This is a genomic window from Stenotrophomonas sp. SAM-B (assembly GCF_013387485.1).
In the GTDB taxonomy this organism is placed as follows: Bacteria; Pseudomonadota; Gammaproteobacteria; order Xanthomonadales; family Xanthomonadaceae; genus Stenotrophomonas; species Stenotrophomonas maltophilia_AA.
This window is the reverse complement of the sequence record NZ_JABBXB010000002.1, coordinates 699,035-715,620: the sequence shown is the minus strand read 5'-3', so window position 1 is coordinate 715,620 and position 16,586 is coordinate 699,035. Positions and strand designations below refer to the sequence as shown.

The 16,586-nt window shown below is 67.5% G+C and carries 12 protein-coding genes and 1 pseudogene; all 13 read right to left on the bottom strand.

Annotated elements, in window-relative coordinates; genetic code table 11:
- Positions 1-49: 49 nt before the first annotated feature.
- On the bottom strand, positions 50-2,332 hold the full coding sequence (locus HH110_RS07400) for a methyl-accepting chemotaxis protein (RefSeq protein ID WP_176989056.1): 2,283 nt from the start codon (positions 2,330-2,332) through the stop codon (positions 50-52).
- Positions 2,333-2,488: 156 nt separating this feature from the next.
- On the bottom strand, positions 2,489-4,849 hold the full coding sequence (locus tag HH110_RS07395; RefSeq protein ID WP_176989055.1) for a methyl-accepting chemotaxis protein: 2,361 nt from the start codon (positions 4,847-4,849) through the stop codon (positions 2,489-2,491).
- 95 nt (positions 4,850-4,944) lie between these two features.
- Positions 4,945-5,328, bottom strand: coding sequence for a hypothetical protein (locus HH110_RS07390; RefSeq protein WP_176989054.1), 384 nt, complete (start codon positions 5,326-5,328; stop codon positions 4,945-4,947).
- 173 nt (positions 5,329-5,501) lie between these two features.
- Positions 5,502-5,993: a chemotaxis protein CheW gene (locus tag HH110_RS07385; RefSeq protein WP_176989053.1), complete on the bottom strand. Its 492-nt coding sequence runs from the start codon at positions 5,991-5,993 to the stop codon at positions 5,502-5,504.
- A gap of 388 nt (positions 5,994-6,381) precedes the next feature.
- Positions 6,382-7,161: a flagellar brake protein gene (locus tag HH110_RS07380; RefSeq protein ID WP_176989052.1), complete on the bottom strand. Its 780-nt coding sequence runs from the start codon at positions 7,159-7,161 to the stop codon at positions 6,382-6,384.
- A 217-nt stretch (positions 7,162-7,378) separates the two neighbouring features.
- Entirely contained in the window at positions 7,379-9,634 is a 2,256-nt protein-coding gene (locus HH110_RS07375) for a methyl-accepting chemotaxis protein (protein WP_176989051.1), read from the bottom strand.
- Positions 9,635-10,022: 388 nt separating this feature from the next.
- A complete protein-coding gene (locus HH110_RS07370) occupies positions 10,023-11,996 on the bottom strand; it encodes a chemotaxis protein CheA (RefSeq protein WP_176989050.1) in 1,974 nt (657 codons plus the stop codon).
- A 45-nt stretch (positions 11,997-12,041) separates the two neighbouring features.
- Complete coding sequence (locus HH110_RS07365) at positions 12,042-12,407, bottom strand: response regulator (RefSeq protein ID WP_088435039.1); 366 nt, start codon at positions 12,405-12,407, stop codon at positions 12,042-12,044.
- Positions 12,404-12,712, bottom strand: a complete 309-nt coding sequence (locus HH110_RS07360) for an STAS domain-containing protein (protein ID WP_019182915.1) — start codon at positions 12,710-12,712, stop codon at positions 12,404-12,406. Before HH110_RS07360 ends, HH110_RS07365 begins: the two co-directional genes overlap by 4 nt.
- A gap of 186 nt (positions 12,713-12,898) precedes the next feature.
- Positions 12,899-14,032 (bottom strand): chemotaxis protein CheW, encoded by a 1,134-nt coding sequence (locus tag HH110_RS07355; protein ID WP_176989049.1) that lies wholly within the window; start codon positions 14,030-14,032, stop codon positions 12,899-12,901.
- Entirely contained in the window at positions 14,029-14,811 is a 783-nt protein-coding gene (locus HH110_RS07350; RefSeq protein WP_176989048.1) for a ParA family protein, read from the bottom strand. The genes HH110_RS07355 and HH110_RS07350 overlap by 4 nt, the downstream gene beginning before the upstream one ends.
- Positions 14,812-14,987: 176 nt before the next feature.
- Positions 14,988-15,818: pseudogene (gene motD / locus HH110_RS07345) on the bottom strand (flagellar motor protein MotD); the annotation flags it as partial.
- 1 nt (position 15,819) lies between these two features.
- Positions 15,820-16,560, bottom strand: a complete 741-nt coding sequence (locus HH110_RS07340; RefSeq protein ID WP_176989046.1) for a flagellar motor protein — start codon at positions 16,558-16,560, stop codon at positions 15,820-15,822.
- Positions 16,561-16,586 lie beyond the last annotated feature (26 nt).

Genomic DNA, 16,586 nt, shown 5'->3' with positions numbered 1-16,586 from the left:
CGGACTCGCAGGGAAAGGGGGTGCGGCGATCAGGGATCGCCGCGGGGACTCAGAACTCTTGCCAGTTGCCGTCATCGGCCGGCGTGCTGCGCGGTGTGCGCACCTGGGCGGCGGCACGCAGGGCAGGGGATGCTGGCGGCACCGGGCGGCTGGCCGGGCGTACCGGCCCCATCGCGGCGACCGCGCGCGCGGTGACCGCGCTGACAGCCTGGGCGACCTGGTTGTCGAGGCGGAAGATCGCCACGGCGTCGGCCAGCTGGGTGGCCTGTTCCTCCATCGCGCGCGCGGCGGCGGTGGCTTCTTCCACCAGCGCAGCGTTCTGCTGGGTCGTCTCGTCCATCTGCACCACGGTCTGGTTGACCTGGTCGATGCCGGCGGACTGCTCCTGCGAGGCCGCGGAAATCTCGGCCATGATGTCGGTCACGCGCTGCACCGAGGCGACGATCTCGCCCATGGTGGCGCCGGCCTGGTTGACCAGCTGCGAGCCCTCGGCGACCTTGCCGACCGAGTCATCGATCAGCCCCTTGATCTCCTTGGCTGCACCGGCCGAGCGTTGGGCCAGCGTGCGCACTTCGGAGGCCACGACCGCGAAGCCGCGACCCTGCTCACCGGCGCGTGCGGCTTCCACCGCAGCGTTCAATGCCAGGATGTTGGTCTGGAACGCGATGCCGTCGATGACCGAGATGATCTCGGCGATCTTCTTCGAGGAGGTCTGGATCGCTGCCATGGTGGTGACCACTTCGCCGACCACGTTGCCGCCCTGCGAGGCGACGGAGTGCGCGCCGATCGCGAGCTGGTTGGCCTGGCGTGCGTGCTCGGCGTTCTGGCGCACGGTGGAGGTCAGTTCCTCCATCGAGGCGGCGGTTTCTTCCAGGTTGGCGGCCTGCTGCTCGGTACGGCGCGACAGGTCGCTGTTGCCGGTGGCGATTTCGCCGGCGACCAGGTTGATGCTGCCGGCGGCTTCCTGGATCTGGCCGACGATCTGGGTCAGCTGGGCCACGGTGGCATTGGCATCGTCACGCATGGTGGCGAACACGCCCTGGAAGTCGCCCTGCATGCGCGCGGTCAGATCGCCCTCGGCGATGGCCGACAGCAACTGCGAGAGCTTGCCCAGGTTCTCGTCGCTGATCTGCATCATCGCGTTGAGGTGGCCGATCATCCGGCGGAAATCGTGGTCGAAGCGGGTCGTGTCGCCGCGCTGGCTGAAATCGCCGGCGGCGGCGGCCGCGGCCAGGCGCTGGATTTCGCCGTTGATGCTGCCCAGGTTCTGCTTGACCGCATCGACCGTGCGGGTGATCTCGGCCTTCTCGCCCGGGTAGCGCGCGATGTCCGCGCCGAGGTCGCCCTGGGCATAGCGCTGCACCACGGCCAGCACATCGTCCATGGTCTGCACGTGCGCGCCGACCAGGGCATTGGTTTCATGCACCATCAGGCCGTACTCGCCGGGGAAGGCGGTCTCGTCCATTCGGTAGCCGGTATTGCCTGCGTCATGGCGGCTGGCCATCTCGCGCTGGCCACTGATCACGGCGTGCAGCTGTTCCTGCATGCGGGCCATGCTTTCCAGCAGGCGCCCGGGCTCATCGTGGGCCTGCTCGCCGATGCGGCTGTCCAGCTTGCCGCGGGCGATGCTCTCGGCCACGTGGGTGGCTTGGCGCAGCGGGAGGGTGATGCGGTTGCCGATCAGCCAGCTCAGCGCCAGCACGATGAGGACCACGCCGCCGCCGGTGGCTGCCATGATCGCCGTGAACACCAGCGCCTGCTGCTGCACATCGTCCATGTAGACGCCGCTGCTGATCACCCAGTTCCACGGCGCATACATCCCGGCATAGGCGACTTTCTCGACCACCTTGTCGGTACCCGGCTTGGCCCACTGGTAGGAGACGAAGCCGCCGCCGAGGCGGGCCATGCCGATCTGGTCGTAGTACACGCGCACCCCGTCATCGGTGCGGAATTCCTTCATGTCCTGCCCGATCAACTCCTTGCGGAACGGATGCATGAGCATGCGGTAGTTCGTGTCGTACACGTTGAAGTAGTAGGTGTCGCCGTCGGCACGCATGCTCTCCAGCGCCATCAGCGCAGCCTGCTTGGCCGCGTCCTCGGTCAGTTCACCGCTGTCCGCCAGCCGGTGGTAGTGCTCCAGGATGCCGTAGGTGAGTTCGACCTGGGTCTTCAGGCTGTCCTTGCGGGTGTCGGTCAAATCCAAGTATTGCATGCGCGCGGCGACCACCGACAGGGCGATGACGCCCAAGGCGATCAGCAGGGTCAGCAGGTTGAGCTTGCGCCTGACGGACAGGTTGGAGAAGGACTGGTTCCAGCGGCTGAGTAGATTCATGGGCAGGGGTCTTTGATCGACAAACATGTCGCGGCAATGCTGTTATCGGCCGCAGGTCGCCACGATTGAGCCCGGGCGGCTGAGTTTTGGTGGGCACAAACAAAAAGGCCCCGATGCAGGCGCATCGGGGCCTTTGAGCGAAACGCCCGGCAGGGCTTAGAACTCCTGCCAGTCGCCGTCGGCCAGTTCGGTGGCCACCGGGCGCGAAGCCGGGCGACGCACGGCAGCCTGCGCCAGCGGCGCGCGCGCGGCGCGCGGCGGGGCGGCCACGATCGGAGCCGGTGCGAGCTCATGCTCGTCCAGCTTGAAGATCGACACGGCATCGGTCAGCTGGCCGGCCTGTTCTTCCATCGCACGGGCGGCGGCGGTGGCTTCTTCCACCAGCGCAGCGTTCTGCTGCGTGGTTTCATCCATCTGCACGACGGTCTGGTTGACCTGCTCGATGCCGGCCGACTGTTCCTGCGAGGCCGCGGAAATCTCGGCCATGATGTCGGTCACGCGCTGCACCGAGGCGACGATCTCGCCCATGGTGGCGCCGGCCTTCTGCACCAGTGCCGAGCCGTCGTTGACCTTGCCGACGGAGTCGTCGATCAGGCCCTTGATCTCCTTGGCTGCACCGGCCGACCGCTGGGCCAGGGTACGCACTTCGGAGGCGACGACCGCGAAGCCGCGACCCTGCTCGCCGGCACGTGCCGCTTCGACCGCGGCATTCAGCGCCAGGATGTTGGTCTGGAACGCGATGCCGTCGATCACCGAGATGATCTCGGCGATCTTTTTCGACGAGGTCTGGATCGCGCTCATGGTCGTGACCACCTGGCCGACCACGTCACCGCCCTGCGAGGCGACGGTGTGTGCGCCGATCGCGAGCTGGTTGGCCTGGCGGGCATGCTCGGCGTTCTGGCGCACGGTGGAGGTCAGTTCCTCCATCGACGCGGCGGTTTCTTCCAGGTTGGCAGCCTGCTGCTCGGTACGGCGCGACAGGTCGCTGTTGCCGGTGGCGATCTCGCTGGCGGCCGAGTTGATCTGCTGGCTGGAGTGCTTGATCCGGGTGACGATGCCGCTGAGCTGCTCGGCGGTGGCGTTGGCGTCGTCGCGCATCCGGGCGAACACGCCCTGGAAGTCGCCGTGCATGCGCACCGTCAGGTCGCCCTGCGACAGTGCGGCAAGCAGGTTGGAGACCTGTTCGATGCTGGCCGAGTTGGCGTCCAGCAGGCCGTTGAGCTGCTGGGCCAGCTGCAGGAAGAAGCCGTCCTTCCCTTCGCTGTCGATGCGGCCGGACAGATCGCCAGCGGCGGCCTGGGCGATCACGCGGGCTACTTCGGCTTCCACCAGCGCTTCGGGGGTGCGGTCGCGCCATTCGATGACGTGGCCGACGGTCTCACCCTGCTCGTTGGCGATCGAGGAGACGACCTGTGCGAACTGCGCTTCGCCGAACTGCATCGGACGACGGCTGACGCCGTGCTGCTGCAGCTGGGCGAGGGTCTTGGCATCCATCTCGCTGCCGTGTTCGAGCGTGGCGGCCGACTTGCCGATCAGCGAGGCGGCGGCATCGAAGTCCGGCAGGTCCTTGCGGATGTCGGCTTCGTACTGGCTCAGGGTCTGCTGCAGCGCGCGGTTGCTGTAGACGATCGTGTGCTGGGCATCGGTCAGGTAGACGCCGGTCGAACTGTAGTCCAGTGCGGTCCGGATGCGCAGGTTCTCGCGGGCGATGGCCTGGTCGGTTTCGGTGCGTTCGCGCAGGTCGCGCTGCATGCGCTGCATGGCCTGCAGCAGGTCGCCGACTTCATCCTTGCGGCTGACGTCGATGTGGCCATCCAGCTTGCCGCTGGCGACATCATTGGCGACCGATACGGCGCCGCGCATGCTGCCCACCAGCGAGCGGGCGAACAGGTACACCAGCACCAGGCCCAGGGCGGCGCCGCCGAGCAGGGTAATGACGGTCAGCGTGGCCGAGGCGGCATAGGTGGATTCGGCTTCTTCGCGCGAGGCGCGCGAGAGGCGGTTGTCTTCGGCGATCAGCGCCTCGAGGGCGGAGGATGCCTTGAGATGCTTGGCACGGGTTTCACCGACGAAGGTATCCACGGCGTCGTCGGGCAGGTCCAGCTCGAGCATTTCGGTGACGGCGTCGTAGGACGCCAGCGAGTCGGTCCAATCCTTGGCGAAGGTGTCGAACAGCTTCTTCTGCTGGGGATTGTCGATCAGCGCGGGGTACTTCTTGATCGAGGCGTCGATCTGGGTGCGCAGCTGCGCGGCGCGGGACTTGGCTTCGGCCTTCACGTCATCGCTGGCGCGGATGAGGCTCTGGTAGGCGGAGTTGCGGTACTCGCCGACCATGCCACGCAGTTCGCCGGCCAGGCGGATGCTGTCCATCCGGGGCCCGGACAGTTCGGTGGTGACGTTGTTGAGTGAGTGCAGGCCACGATAGGCCACGATGCCCTGCAGCAGCATTACCAGCAGGAGGACGCCGAAAGTCAGCATCAACTTGGGCATCAGTTTGAGGTTGTTGATCCACGGCATGGCAGGTGCGGTCTCCAGTGGCAAACGCGTCCGGCCGTCGGGGCCGGTTGCAGCGACCACGCCGGCCAACGCCGGCGTGGCAGGGCGTACGGGGATTACTTGATGTTGGCGAGCTTGAGGCCGGCCGGCGAGCTGACTTCGATTTCAGCGCGCGAGGCATCGCGGGCGATCTTGCCGATCACGCAGACGGTCTTGCCTTCCAGCGACTCCAGCGGGAAGCTGAACTTGTCGCGGTTGGCGCCGGCGATCCGGGCCGAGAAGGTGTGGCGCGGGAACGCGCCACCCATGTACAGGAAGGTCGGCTGACCTTCGGAGCCTTCGGCGTAGCGGGCCTTCTCGACCTTGCCGCAGACCATGCCGTCCTTGCCGACCGAGCGCGGGGCCATTTCCGGCGGAATCATTTCACCGGACTGGGCGAATGCGGTGGAAGCGGAGGCGGCGATCACGGCGACCGAGAACAGGGCAAGCAGGGACTTCATCGGGAACATTCTCCGGGGATAAGGGCAGTTGGCCCGGCCATGGGCGATCCAGTGCAGCCGGGTTCTGAAACCAGCTATCGGCCGGACCGGGCGGAACTGAAGCGTGTTTTTTCTTCAGTGGCTGTCACGGTATGTACCGGGCGCAGTCCGCTGTTTGTTCTGTGACGGATGTCTCAGGCTGCGACGTCGTCGATGACCGGGGCCTGGCCCATGTCGGCGCTGTCGAGGAGGGTTTCGATATCGAGCAGGATGAGCATGCGATCGTCCTGGGTGCCGATGCCGGAGATGAAGCGGGTATCGACGGCGGCGCCGAATTCAGGCGTCGGGCGGATCTGGTCGGCGGCCAGCGGGATGACGTCGGAGACGCTGTCGACGACGATGCCGACGACGCGGTCTTCGACGTTGAGGACGATCATGACGGTGAAGGCGTCATAGGTGGCATTTTCCAGGCGCAGTTTGAGGCGCAGGTCGATGACGGGGACGATGGTGCCGCGCAGGTTGATGACGCCCTTGATGTAGTCGGGGGCATCGGGGACGCGGGTGACGGAGTCGTAGCCGCGGATTTCCTGGACTTTGAGGATGTCCACGCCGTAGTGCTCGGCGCCGAGGGTGAAGCTGAGGTATTCGCCGCCGTCGCTGGTGGCGTTGCTGTTCTTGTCGTTCATCGAGGGGTCCTGGATCGGGCGTGGCGGTCGAATAACCGGGGGTCACGCTGGATATCGGCCTGGCCGGGGGCGACTTTAGGGGTGCTGGACTCTGGAGACTCGGCGTTGCGTTCAACTGCAGCTGCAAAAGCAACGGCGTGGGGGGTGTGGCATTCGGCGGCTGGGCTGGGCTGGTGTGGGTGGGTAGGCGGGACACGCCGTGAATCCGTCCATGGAGGCTCATGTCGCGCCATCCATGGCGCTCATGGTCCCGCCAACCCACCCACACCAGCCCTTCGACAGTGCGTCGGTGTGTCAGTAACAGCAATGGCAACATCGACAGCGGCAGCAAGGCCAACAGCCGCTGCCCCGATCACGCATCACCAGCGCCACGCAGTTGAAGCAGCCATCAGCTTTCCCCATTCTTCCTCGCACTCCGCTGCCGGTCGATGCGGAAGATGTAGCGCTGGATCGCGCTGTCGCCACCGCGCGGGAGGTCGTCGAAGCGCATGCCGATGCGTTTCATTTCGACCCCGTTGGGCAGCTTGACCGCCAACTGGTTGCAGACGACCAGCGAGACATGCAGCGGGCTGCCATCGGGCAGGTCCAGCTGGGCCGCGTAGCGTTTCTGCAGCGAGAACACGTTGCAGTCCACCGGCACCGTGACGGCCAGGCCGCCGCCGCTGATGTCCACCACGCGCAGCTGCAGGATCTCGCTGCGGTCTTCGTTGACCGGGAACTGCAGGTGCGGTGAATCGGTGATCGGCGTTTCCAGCCGATACAGCTCGCGGCGCTGCAGGTGCACCAGCTCCTCGGGGAAGGGCGCGCGGAAGGCGACGTGGCCTTCATTGCGCACGCGCTCCAGGCCGTCCAGGCGGAAGCGCACCATCACCCGGTCCAGCTGCGCGAAGCAGAGCAGATGGCCGGCCTCTTCGGCAGCGCGGTTGGAGGTCTCGGAGGGGCTGCCGTCCAGCAGCAGCGAATCCTCGTCGTCGTCCAGTTCCAGCACCGCGGTGGGGAAGGACTGGTCGCGGCCGCCCAGGTGGGCGTTGATCAACGAACGCTGGTCGATCAGCGCCTGCAGCAACTGCCGGATCTGGCGGGGGTTGCGGACCAGGTACCGGTCATCCGTGCCATCGTCGTGGGTGGCATGGGGTCGGTCGTGTGCGTCGTGGCTGCCTTCGGACATGGAATCTGCTGGGTTGGGCGGGTGCCGGCACGCGTACATACCGGGGCTCTGTCCGTTTATCGGCAGTAGTTCACATTTATGTAGGGGGAATTGTGTCGCCCCGCGAAGAAGACGGGCCGCGGTTCCGGCGTGCGGTGCCGGCGGCGGGCCGGTGAAACGACGACACCCCGCCGGGGCGGGGTGTCGTCAGGCGCAATGGATCACGTCGCGGGCGTGATCAGAACTCCTGCCACTCGGCGTCGTTGGCCAGTGCCGGTTCCCGGGCCATGGCCCGGCGCGGTGCGGCGACGACACTGCGCGGCTTGGCCGGGGCGGCGGCTCGCGCTGCGGCAGGCGAACGCACCCCGGCGGCCGGTGCGGCCGCCGGGGCAGCGTAGGCTTGCCCGTCCAGCTTGAACAGCGAGACGGCGTCGGTCAGGTGGCCGGCCTGCTCTTCCATGGCGCGGGCGGCGGCAGTGGCTTCTTCCACCAGCGCGGCATTCTGCTGGGTGGTTTCGTCCATCTGCACCACGGTGGTGTTGACCTGCTCGATGCCGGCCGACTGTTCCTGCGAGGCGGCGGAAATCTCGGCCATGATGTCGGTCACGCGCTGCACCGAGGCGACGATCTCGCCCATCGTGGCACCGGCCTGGTTGACCAGTTGCGAGCCCTCGGCGACCTTGCCGACGGACTCATCGATGAGCCCCTTGATCTCCTTGGCGGCGCCCGCCGAGCGCTGGGCCAGGGTGCGCACTTCGGAGGCCACGACCGCAAAGCCGCGCCCCTGTTCGCCAGCACGTGCCGCCTCGACCGCAGCGTTCAGCGCCAGGATGTTGGTCTGGAACGCGATGCCGTCGATGACCGTGATGATGTCGGCGATGCGGCGCGAGGAGGCGTCGATCTCGTGCATGGTGCTGACCACGCGGCCGACCACTTCGCCGCCCTGCGAGGCCACCGAGTGCGCGCCGATGGCGAGCTGGTTGGCCTGGCGGGCATGCTCGGCGTTCTGGCGCACGGTGGAGGTCAGTTCCTCCATCGAGGCGGCGGTTTCTTCCAGGTTGGCGGCCTGCTGCTCGGTGCGGCGCGACAGGTCGTTGTTGCCGGAGGCGATCTCGCCCGCCGCGGTGCTGATGCTGGAGGAGGCCTGCTGGATGCGGCCGACGATCTGGGTCAGCTGGGCGACGGTGGTGTTGGCATCGTCGCGCATCGCGGCGAACACGCCGTGGAACTCGCCCTGCATGCGCGCGGTCAGGTCGCCGGAGGCGATCGACTGCAGCAGGTGCGAGAGCTGGGACAGGTTGCCGTCGGCGACCTGCATCATGGTGTTGAGGTTCTCGATCATGACCCGGAAGTCGTGCTCGAACCGCAGCGCATCGCCGCGCTGGGTGAAGTCACCGGCCGCCGCCGCCTGGGCCAGCGACTGGATCTGGGTGTTGATCGCCAGCAGGCTGGCCTTGGCCGCATCCATCGATTCGTGCAGGATCGCGCGGGTGCCGGGCAGGCGGCGGGCGTTCGGCGAGAGGTCGCCGGCGGCGTACTGGTTCAGGACGTTGATCGCGTCCTTGATCGAATCCAGGTGCTCGAAGATCACCGTGTTGACGCCGACGGCCAGCTGGCCGTACACGCCCGGGAAATCTTCCGGGATGCGGTGGCTGATGTCCGGACCGGCATGCATCTCGACCATCTGCTGGGTCTGCTCGGAGAAGCGACGCAGCATCACCGTCATGTCGCGGGTCGCGGCCAGCATCTTGCCGGCTTCATCCTTGCTGGTGGCCTGGATGTTGACCGACAGATCGCCACGCGCCACCGACTGGATGGCGTGCACGGCCTGGCCCAGCGGGCGGGTGACGGCGCGCGAGATCACCACGCCCATCACCGCGGCCAGCAGCGAGAGCAGCACGATGCAGCCGATGATCGCGTAGATGCTGTTGCGGTGGGTGGCGTTGGCGCTTTCGATGCGGCTGGCGACGACGCCGTTGCTGAACTCGCCCAGTTCCTTGAGCGCGGCGAACAGCGCGCGGCGCGCCGGGCGCGACTGCTCGTCGGAGATCTGCTGGGCGGTGACGCCGTCGCCGGCGGCGATCGCGGCCTTGATCAGGCCGTTGGCCTTGAAGTAGTCGGCGGTACGGGCGGCGACCACCTCGTAGAGCTGGCGCTCCTTGTCGCCGGCCGGCAGCGCGGCGTAGGCGGCCAGCTCTGCATTCACGATCTTGCCGGTGTCGGCCATGCGCTTGTCGTAGTCGGCAACCGACTCCGGCTTGTCGAGCACCGTCAGCTGCGCCATCTCGTAGGTACGGAATTCGCCGAGCTGCGCGCGCACCTCGCCCAGGTGCTGGACCGAGGGAATGTCGTTGGTGCTCATCGCACGCAGCTGGTCATTGGCTTCGCCAAGACGGACCAGGACGAAGACGCCCAGGGCCAGCGTCATCAACGTGGTGAGGGTGAAGCCTACCGCCAGCTTGCGGGCGATGGGCAGGTCGTGGAACCACTTCATGATTGGAACTCCGGGCAGGGCAGTGGCGCACAGCCGTGGGGTGCTGGGCGGAATCAGCGGGATGGGGAGACGCGGGAGCGGAGGAGCGCGCGACGGTTGCCGTGGTCGCTACTTCGGATAGCGGCGTTGATCGGCCGCAACTTGATAGTGCGGCGTCACATTTTTTTCACGGCCGTGGCCAACGTTCAGCGGGCCGGGATGGTTGCTGTTGCAAGGGTTTGCCGGGCGTTGACCGTACGCAGGCGGAGGGTGGGGGCCGATGCTTTGCACGGTGGCCCTCGATGGAGTTCACAGTTCGGCGTGTGTCGCCTGCCGTCGTCCACCCGCGAACGAACGCCGCCGCTCCCGGGGGAGCGGCGGCGTCGGAGACAGCGTGAGGGCGGCGGCGTTACGCGGCCTGCGGCACCTTGAGCGAGCGCACCAGTCCGCCGATGTCGACGATCAGCGCGACCCGGCCATCGCCGAGGATGGTGGCGCCGGAGACACCGCTGATGCGGCGGTAGTTGTTCTCGATGTTCTTGACCACGACCTGCTGCTGGCCGACCAGTTCGTCCACTTCCAGCGCGATCTTCTGGCCATCGCCTTCAACGACCACCACCAGCGGATCATCCAGCGCACGCCCACCGTAGCCGTAGTACTCGCTGAGCGAAAGGATCGGCAGGTACTCGCCACGCACCCGCAGCACGCGGCCTTCGCCGGCCATGGTGCGAACGTCGTCGGCCTGCGGCTGCAGCGCCTCCAGCACGTAGGCCAGCGGCAGGATCAGGGTTTCGCCGGCGACCGAGACGGTCATGCCGTCCAGGATCGCCAGGGTCAGCGGCAGGCGGATCAGCACGCGGGTGCCGTTACCGGCCTGGCTCTCCAGCTGAACTTCGCCCCCCAGTGCCTGGATGTTGCGGCGGACCACGTCCATGCCGACGCCACGCCCCGACAGATCCGTGACGGCATCGGCGGTGGAGAAGCCCGGCTGGAAGATCAGGTCCCACACCTGCGAATCGGTGGGGTTGTCCGGCACGCTCAGGCCACGCTCGAGCGCCTTGGACAGGATCTTGTCGCGGTTCAGGCCGCGGCCGTCGTCGCTGACTTCGATCACGATGTGGCCGCCCTGGTGCGAGGCGGCGAGCGTGATCGTGCCGGTTTCGTCCTTGCCCGCCTCGCGACGCACGTCCGGCATTTCCAGGCCGTGGTCGATCGAATTGCGGACCAGGTGCACGAGCGGATCGGCGATCTTCTCGATCAGGCCCTTGTCCAGCTCGGTACCTTCGCCGATGGTGCGCAGGCGCACGTGCTTGCCCAGGCGCGAGGACAGATCGCGGACCAGGCGCGGGAAGCGGCGGAACACGGCGTCCACCGGCAGCATGCGCACGCCGATGACCGCTTCCTGCAGATCGCGGGTGTTGCGTTCCAGCAGGTCCAGGCCGGTCAGCAGCTGCTCGGCCTGCGCCGGGTCCAGTGCGTGCGAGACCTGCTTGAGCATGGCCTGGGTGATGACCAGTTCGCCGACCAGGTTGATCAGAGCGTCGACCTTGTCGACGCTGACGCGGATCGAGGTCTCGGCTTCATGTGCAGCGGCGGCCGGTGCGGCAGCGGCCGGTGCAGCGGCGACGGCGGCGGCCGGCTTGGCCTCGACCGGCGTGCTGGTGGCCAGGCTCGGCGGTGCGGCCGGACGGATGTCCAGTTCGCAGTCGTCCACGACCCAGGCGAAGGTGTCTTCGATCTTGCTGCGCGGCACCTTGCCGACCAGGCCAAGATCCCACGCCAGGTGAGCCTCGAGCGGATCGAGCTGATCGAAGCCGGGCAGGCGGTCCAGGCGGGCGGCGACCTGCAGCGAACCCAGGTGCTCGAGCTCGCGGATGATGCGCAGCGGGTCGTTGCCGCTCATGAACAGCGACGGTGCCGGCACGAAGCCGATCTGCCACGCCTCGGGGGTGTCATCGACCTTGGCGGCGACGACCGGCGTCGCGGCGGCGGCCTGGCCGGACAGCACTGCTTCCAGCCGCGCCTTGACCTCGGCGACCGCCTGCGGATCGGCGGCCTGGCCGTGTTCGGCTTCACGCAGCAGGGCACGCAGCACGTCCACCGACGCCAGCATCGCGTCGACCGCGGCCGGCTCCAGCGCCCGCTTGCCGGCGCGCAGTTCGTCCAGCAGCGTTTCCAGCACGTGGGTCAGGGCGGCGATCGCGTCGAAGCCGAACGTGCCGGCGCCGCCCTTGATCGAGTGCGCGGCGCGGAACACCGAGTTGATGATTTCCGGGTCCTGCTGGCCCGATTCGAGCGCCAGCAGGCCAGCTTCCATCGCATCCAGCCCCTCGCGGCTTTCTTCGAAGAAGGTGGCGTGGAAACGTTGCAGATCCATGCTCATGGTGCGGGGTGTCCAGTTGCGAGGGGAGGGAAGGGTGAAGCGGGATCAGCCCAGGACTTTCTGGACGGTGGCGACCAGCTGTTCCGGATTGAACGGCTTGACCAGCCAGCCGGTCGCACCGGCGGCCTTGCCTTCGGACTTCTTGTCGGCGGCCGATTCGGTGGTCAGCATCAGCATCGGCGTGAACTTGTAGTCCGGCAGCTGGCGCAGCTCACGGATCAGCGCGATGCCATCCATGTTGGGCATGTTGACGTCGGTGACCACCGCGTTGAAGCGTTGGCCCTTGGCACGACCGAGGGCGACCGCGCCGTCTTCGGCTTCCTCGACGGAAAAGCCGGCCGAGGTGAGGGCGAAAGAGACCATCTGGCGCATCGACGCCGAATCGTCCACCACCAAGATACGTGCGCTCATGCAGCGTTCTCCACAGATTTCAGGTTGTCATGGGGTGCATCCAGGCCAAGGGCCTGGGTGACGCCGAGCAGACGCGCGGCATCACGGAAGGTTGCGGTGCAACCGTGGAATCCGGTGGGATGCCCGGCCTTGCGGCGGGCCTCGACGAATGCGCACAGCACCTGCACCGAGGCGGTATGGATACGGCCGATCTGGCTGGCATCCAGCGTCAGATCGCCGGCCTGATCCACCAAGGGGGCCAAACGGGTTTTCAGCTCGGTGCTGGTCTCGATTCCGAGATCATCACCCAAGGCCACAGTGCTCATCATTGCTCCGGACAAACGGTTCCGAGGTCTATAACGGCCCAAACCATCAAAGCTTTAGCGGAAGGGGGGGGGATCGTCAGCGTTCCATCCAACGATCCGGTAGAGCCACCCCATGGGGGGCTGCCGTGTCCCGTGCCGGTGCAGATCGCGCATCCACGCATGGCGGCAAGGGTCTCCGCCACTACGTCAGTTCAGCAGCTGGGTGGCGTCCAGCAGGATCATCGGTTGCGCGCCGCCACGGGCCACGCCGCGGAACAGATCATTGGAGATCTGGCAGATGCGGGCGGTGTCCGGCGGCTCGATCTGGGAGTCGGTGAGGTTGGCGACATCTTCCACCGCCGACACGCGCAGGCCCATGGTCTCGCCATTCTCTTCCAGCACCACGATGCGGGTATTGGCATCGTTGCCGGCCGCGCTGCTGCCCAGGTGGATGCCGAGGTCCATCACCGGCACTACCTGGCCACGCAGGTTCATGATGCCCAGCATCGCCGGCGAGGTGCCGCGCAGCGGCAGCAGCGGTACCGGCAGGACCACTTCCTGGACCTTGAGCAGCTCCAGCGCGTAGGCTTGGGCGCCACACCGCAGGCGCAGCCAGCGCGAGGTCCGTTCGGCGGCGCGGCGGTTCTCGCGTGGGCTGGAGGCCGGGTCGCGTGCCTGCCGCTGCAGCTCCTCCCAGCTGCCGGGTCGGCTCTGTGCCAGCGAGGGAGCGTTGGCACGGGCGCTTGTGGCGGCCAGCATGGGCGCCATGGCCGGCATCGAGCGCACTGCTGGTGCACGAGCGGCGGGCGCGACGGGGACGGCTGCAGGGGCTGGGGCAGGTGCCGGAGCAGGTGTGGGCGCGACGACCGGTGCGGGGGCCGCAACGGGTGGGGCGATGGCAGCCACGGGGCCGGTCTCGTGGACGACCTCGGGTGGCAGGTCGTCCCAGCTCGGGCGGGCCTCGTCCGCGGGCGCGGGCATGGCGCCGCTGAGGAGCGGGTCGTTGCGCAGTTCGTCGAGCAGGTCATCGAAGCCAGGCGCTGCGACGGGTAGCGCCGCGATCGCAGCATCCGTTTCAGCCGCCGCCTCGACCACCGCAGGAGCGGCGGACAAGGTCATCGCACCGCTCAGCAGCGGATCGTTGCGCAGTTCATCCAGCAGATCATCGAAGCCCGGGGGGATGACCTCTTCAGTCGCGGGGGCCGCTGCAGTGACGGTGACTTCGACGGGGTCCGCCGCTGCAACGGGCAGCGGTGCCTGCGCCTCCACCTCCGCCGGCGCCGGCATCGCGTCGCCCAGCAGCTGCTCCAGGTAGTCGTCGAGTACACCGGCGGTGTTCATGCCGCGCGCTCCATCTGCTGCGCGTCGTCGGCCAGGATCCATTCCAGTGCGCGACGATAGGCCGCCAGGCCGCGGCCGGGGTAATCCCCGGACTGCGCCGGCACGGTCAGGCTGGCGGCGTTGCAGATGCGGGTATCGACCGGGATCGCATCTTCCCAGACGCGGTGGCCGTGCTTGTCCTGCATCTGCTTGACGGTTTCGTTGCCGGCGCGCGTGCGGCGGTCGAACAAGGTGGGCAGGATCGACATCGGCAGGGGGCGGCGGCGCGAGCGCTCCACCATCTCGCCGGTACGGACCATGCCGTCCAGTCCGTGCAGTGCCAGCGGCTCGGCCTGGGTCGGGATGATCAGGCGGTCGGCCGCGGCCAGTGCGTTGATCATCAACAGGCCCAGGGTCGGCGCGCAGTCGAGCAGGATGTAGTCATGCTGGCCCTGGTGGCGGCCGAGCGCATTCTGCAGGGCCAGGCCGAGGCCCGGCTGGTTGGCGCTGCGGCGTTCCAGGGTGGCCAGGGCCGCCTGTGCGCACACGTAGTCCAGGCCCGGAATGTCGCTGGGGTGGGCGAGGGTGGAGAGCTCGGCCGGCGGCGCGCCGAACAGTTCCAGTACGCCCTGCGGCGGGGGATCCAGCGCGACGCCGAAGGCGCGGGTGAGCGACGAATGCGGATCCAGATCGATCAACAGCACGCGGTGGCCCTGCGCGGCCAGGCCACGGCCGAGCGCGAGCGTCGTGGTGGTCTTGCCCACGCCGCCTTTCTGATTGGCAACAGCCCAGATACGCATGCGGTTCACTCCTTCATTGCGGGCGGAACGGCGGCGCCAACGCGGCTGCCGGCCGGCACCGGTGGCAATTGCACCGGTGCGATGGGGGTAACAGGGGCGCCAGCGGCAGGTGCCTTGGCGGCATCGGCGGCGTCGGCATCGGCACTGAGCCGGTCGGTGATCGGGTCGATGCCCTGCGCGGTATCGGCCAGGATGATCACCATCACCCGCCGGTTGCGGTTGCGGCCTTCGGCGCTGGCGTTGTCTTCGCGGGGGCGGAACTGGCCATAGCCGACCATCGCCAGCCGTGCCGGCTGCAGGCCCTGGTCGGCGAACAGATGCACCACGCTGGCCGCGCGCCCGGCCGAGAGTTCCCAGTTGGACGGGAACAGCGAGGTGGCGATCGGGATGTTGTCGGTGTGGCCTTCCACGCGCACGCCATTGGGCGCATCGCGCAGCACTTCGGCCAGTTTGGAGAGGGTGTCGCGTGCATGCACGTCCAGCGTGGCCGAACCGGTCGGGAACAGGATGTCGCTGTTGATCTCGACCTCGATCCACAGCTCGGTGCGGCGCACGGTGATCATCCCGCGTTCGATCAGCGGGGCCAGCGTGGCGGTGAGCTTGTCGGCGATGCCGTTGAGCTGGCGCTCGGCACGCTGCAGCTGCTCCTGGTTGCGGATCGAGACCGGCATGCGCATCTGCGAGGCCATCGCCGGCAACAGGGTCGGGTCGTTGGTCGGCGCCGGTGCGGAGGGGCCGATCTTGGTGCCGGCCCTGATCACCGAGGGGCTGTCCCAGCCGCCGCCCTGGACCTGCTGGTTGCCGACCTGGACCGGATTGATCGTGCGCGGCGCGCCGCCGAACGCGGTGGTCAGCGCATCGGCCATGATCCGGTACTTGCCTTCGTTGAGCGAGGAGATGGCGTACATCACCACGAAGAAGGCGAGCAGCAGCGTCATGAGGTCGGCATAGGGGATCGCCCAGGCCTCATGGTTGGCATGTTCTTCGTGGTGCTTGCGACGGGCCATGTCAGTGCAGGAACCCGGACAGGTTGGTTTCGATGTTGCGCGGGTTCTCACCCTGGGCGATCGAGATCAGGCCTTCGATGATCATCTCGCGGTCGCGGCTGTTGTGGTGGATCACGCTCTTGAGCTTGGCCGACACCGGCAGGAACAGCAGGTTGGCCGAGGCGATGCCGTAGATGGTGGCGGTGAAGGCCGCGGCGATGCCGTGGCCGAGCTTGCTCGGGTCGGCGAGGTTCTTCATCACCGCGATCAGGCCGAGCACGGCGCCGATGATGCCCAGGGTCGGCGCATAGATGCCCATGCCCTCGAACACCTTGGAGGCGGCCAGATCCTGGCTCTCCTGGCTGCTCAGCTCGATTTCCATCATGTGCCGGATGGTCTCCGGCTCCACGCCGTCGACCAGCAGCTGCAGGCCTTTGCGCAGGAACGGATCGTCCTGGGCGTCGACCTGGGCTTCCAGGCCGAGCAGGCCCTGGCGGCGGGCGATGTTGCTCCACTCCACGATCTGCTGGATCAGCTCGCGGCGGTCGCTGCTCGGCGGCAGGATCACCCAGCGCACGATCTTGAAGGCGTGCTTGAACACGGCCGGCGAGGTATGCAGCAGGATCGAGGCGATGGTGCCGACGATGACGATCACGAAGGCGGCCGGCGACCACAGCGACGCCAGACCGGCCCCCTTGAGGATGCTGCCGCCGACCAGTGAGGCCAAGGCGAGGAAAAGTCCAATGAGGCTGAGTCTGTCCATGGGTCCGTTATCGGCTTGTGTGAATG

What these genes read in the sequence shown, in the direction of transcription:
- HH110_RS07350 (WP_176989048.1), bottom strand. Translation starts at nt 14,811, where the DNA reads ATGCGTATCTGGGCTGTTGCCAATCAGAAAGGCGGCGTGGGCAAGACC.
- HH110_RS07385 (WP_176989053.1), bottom strand. Translation starts at nt 5,993, where the DNA reads ATGAACGACAAGAACAGCAACGCCACCAGCGACGGCGGCGAATACCTC.
- HH110_RS07380 (WP_176989052.1), bottom strand. Translation starts at nt 7,161, where the DNA reads ATGTCCGAAGGCAGCCACGACGCACACGACCGACCCCATGCCACCCAC.
- HH110_RS07340 (WP_176989046.1), bottom strand. Translation starts at nt 16,560, where the DNA reads ATGGACAGACTCAGCCTCATTGGACTTTTCCTCGCCTTGGCCTCACTG.
- HH110_RS07375 (WP_176989051.1), bottom strand. Translation starts at nt 9,634, where the DNA reads ATGAAGTGGTTCCACGACCTGCCCATCGCCCGCAAGCTGGCGGTAGGC.
- HH110_RS07370 (WP_176989050.1), bottom strand. Translation starts at nt 11,996, where the DNA reads ATGAGCATGGATCTGCAACGTTTCCACGCCACCTTCTTCGAAGAAAGC.
- HH110_RS07365 (WP_088435039.1), bottom strand. Translation starts at nt 12,407, where the DNA reads ATGAGCGCACGTATCTTGGTGGTGGACGATTCGGCGTCGATGCGCCAG.
- HH110_RS07400 (WP_176989056.1), bottom strand. Translation starts at nt 2,332, where the DNA reads ATGAATCTACTCAGCCGCTGGAACCAGTCCTTCTCCAACCTGTCCGTC.
- HH110_RS07395 (WP_176989055.1), bottom strand. Translation starts at nt 4,849, where the DNA reads ATGCCGTGGATCAACAACCTCAAACTGATGCCCAAGTTGATGCTGACT.
- HH110_RS07390 (WP_176989054.1), bottom strand. Translation starts at nt 5,328, where the DNA reads ATGAAGTCCCTGCTTGCCCTGTTCTCGGTCGCCGTGATCGCCGCCTCC.
- HH110_RS07355 (WP_176989049.1), bottom strand. Translation starts at nt 14,032, where the DNA reads ATGAACACCGCCGGTGTACTCGACGACTACCTGGAGCAGCTGCTGGGC.
- HH110_RS07360 (WP_019182915.1), bottom strand. Translation starts at nt 12,712, where the DNA reads ATGAGCACTGTGGCCTTGGGTGATGATCTCGGAATCGAGACCAGCACC.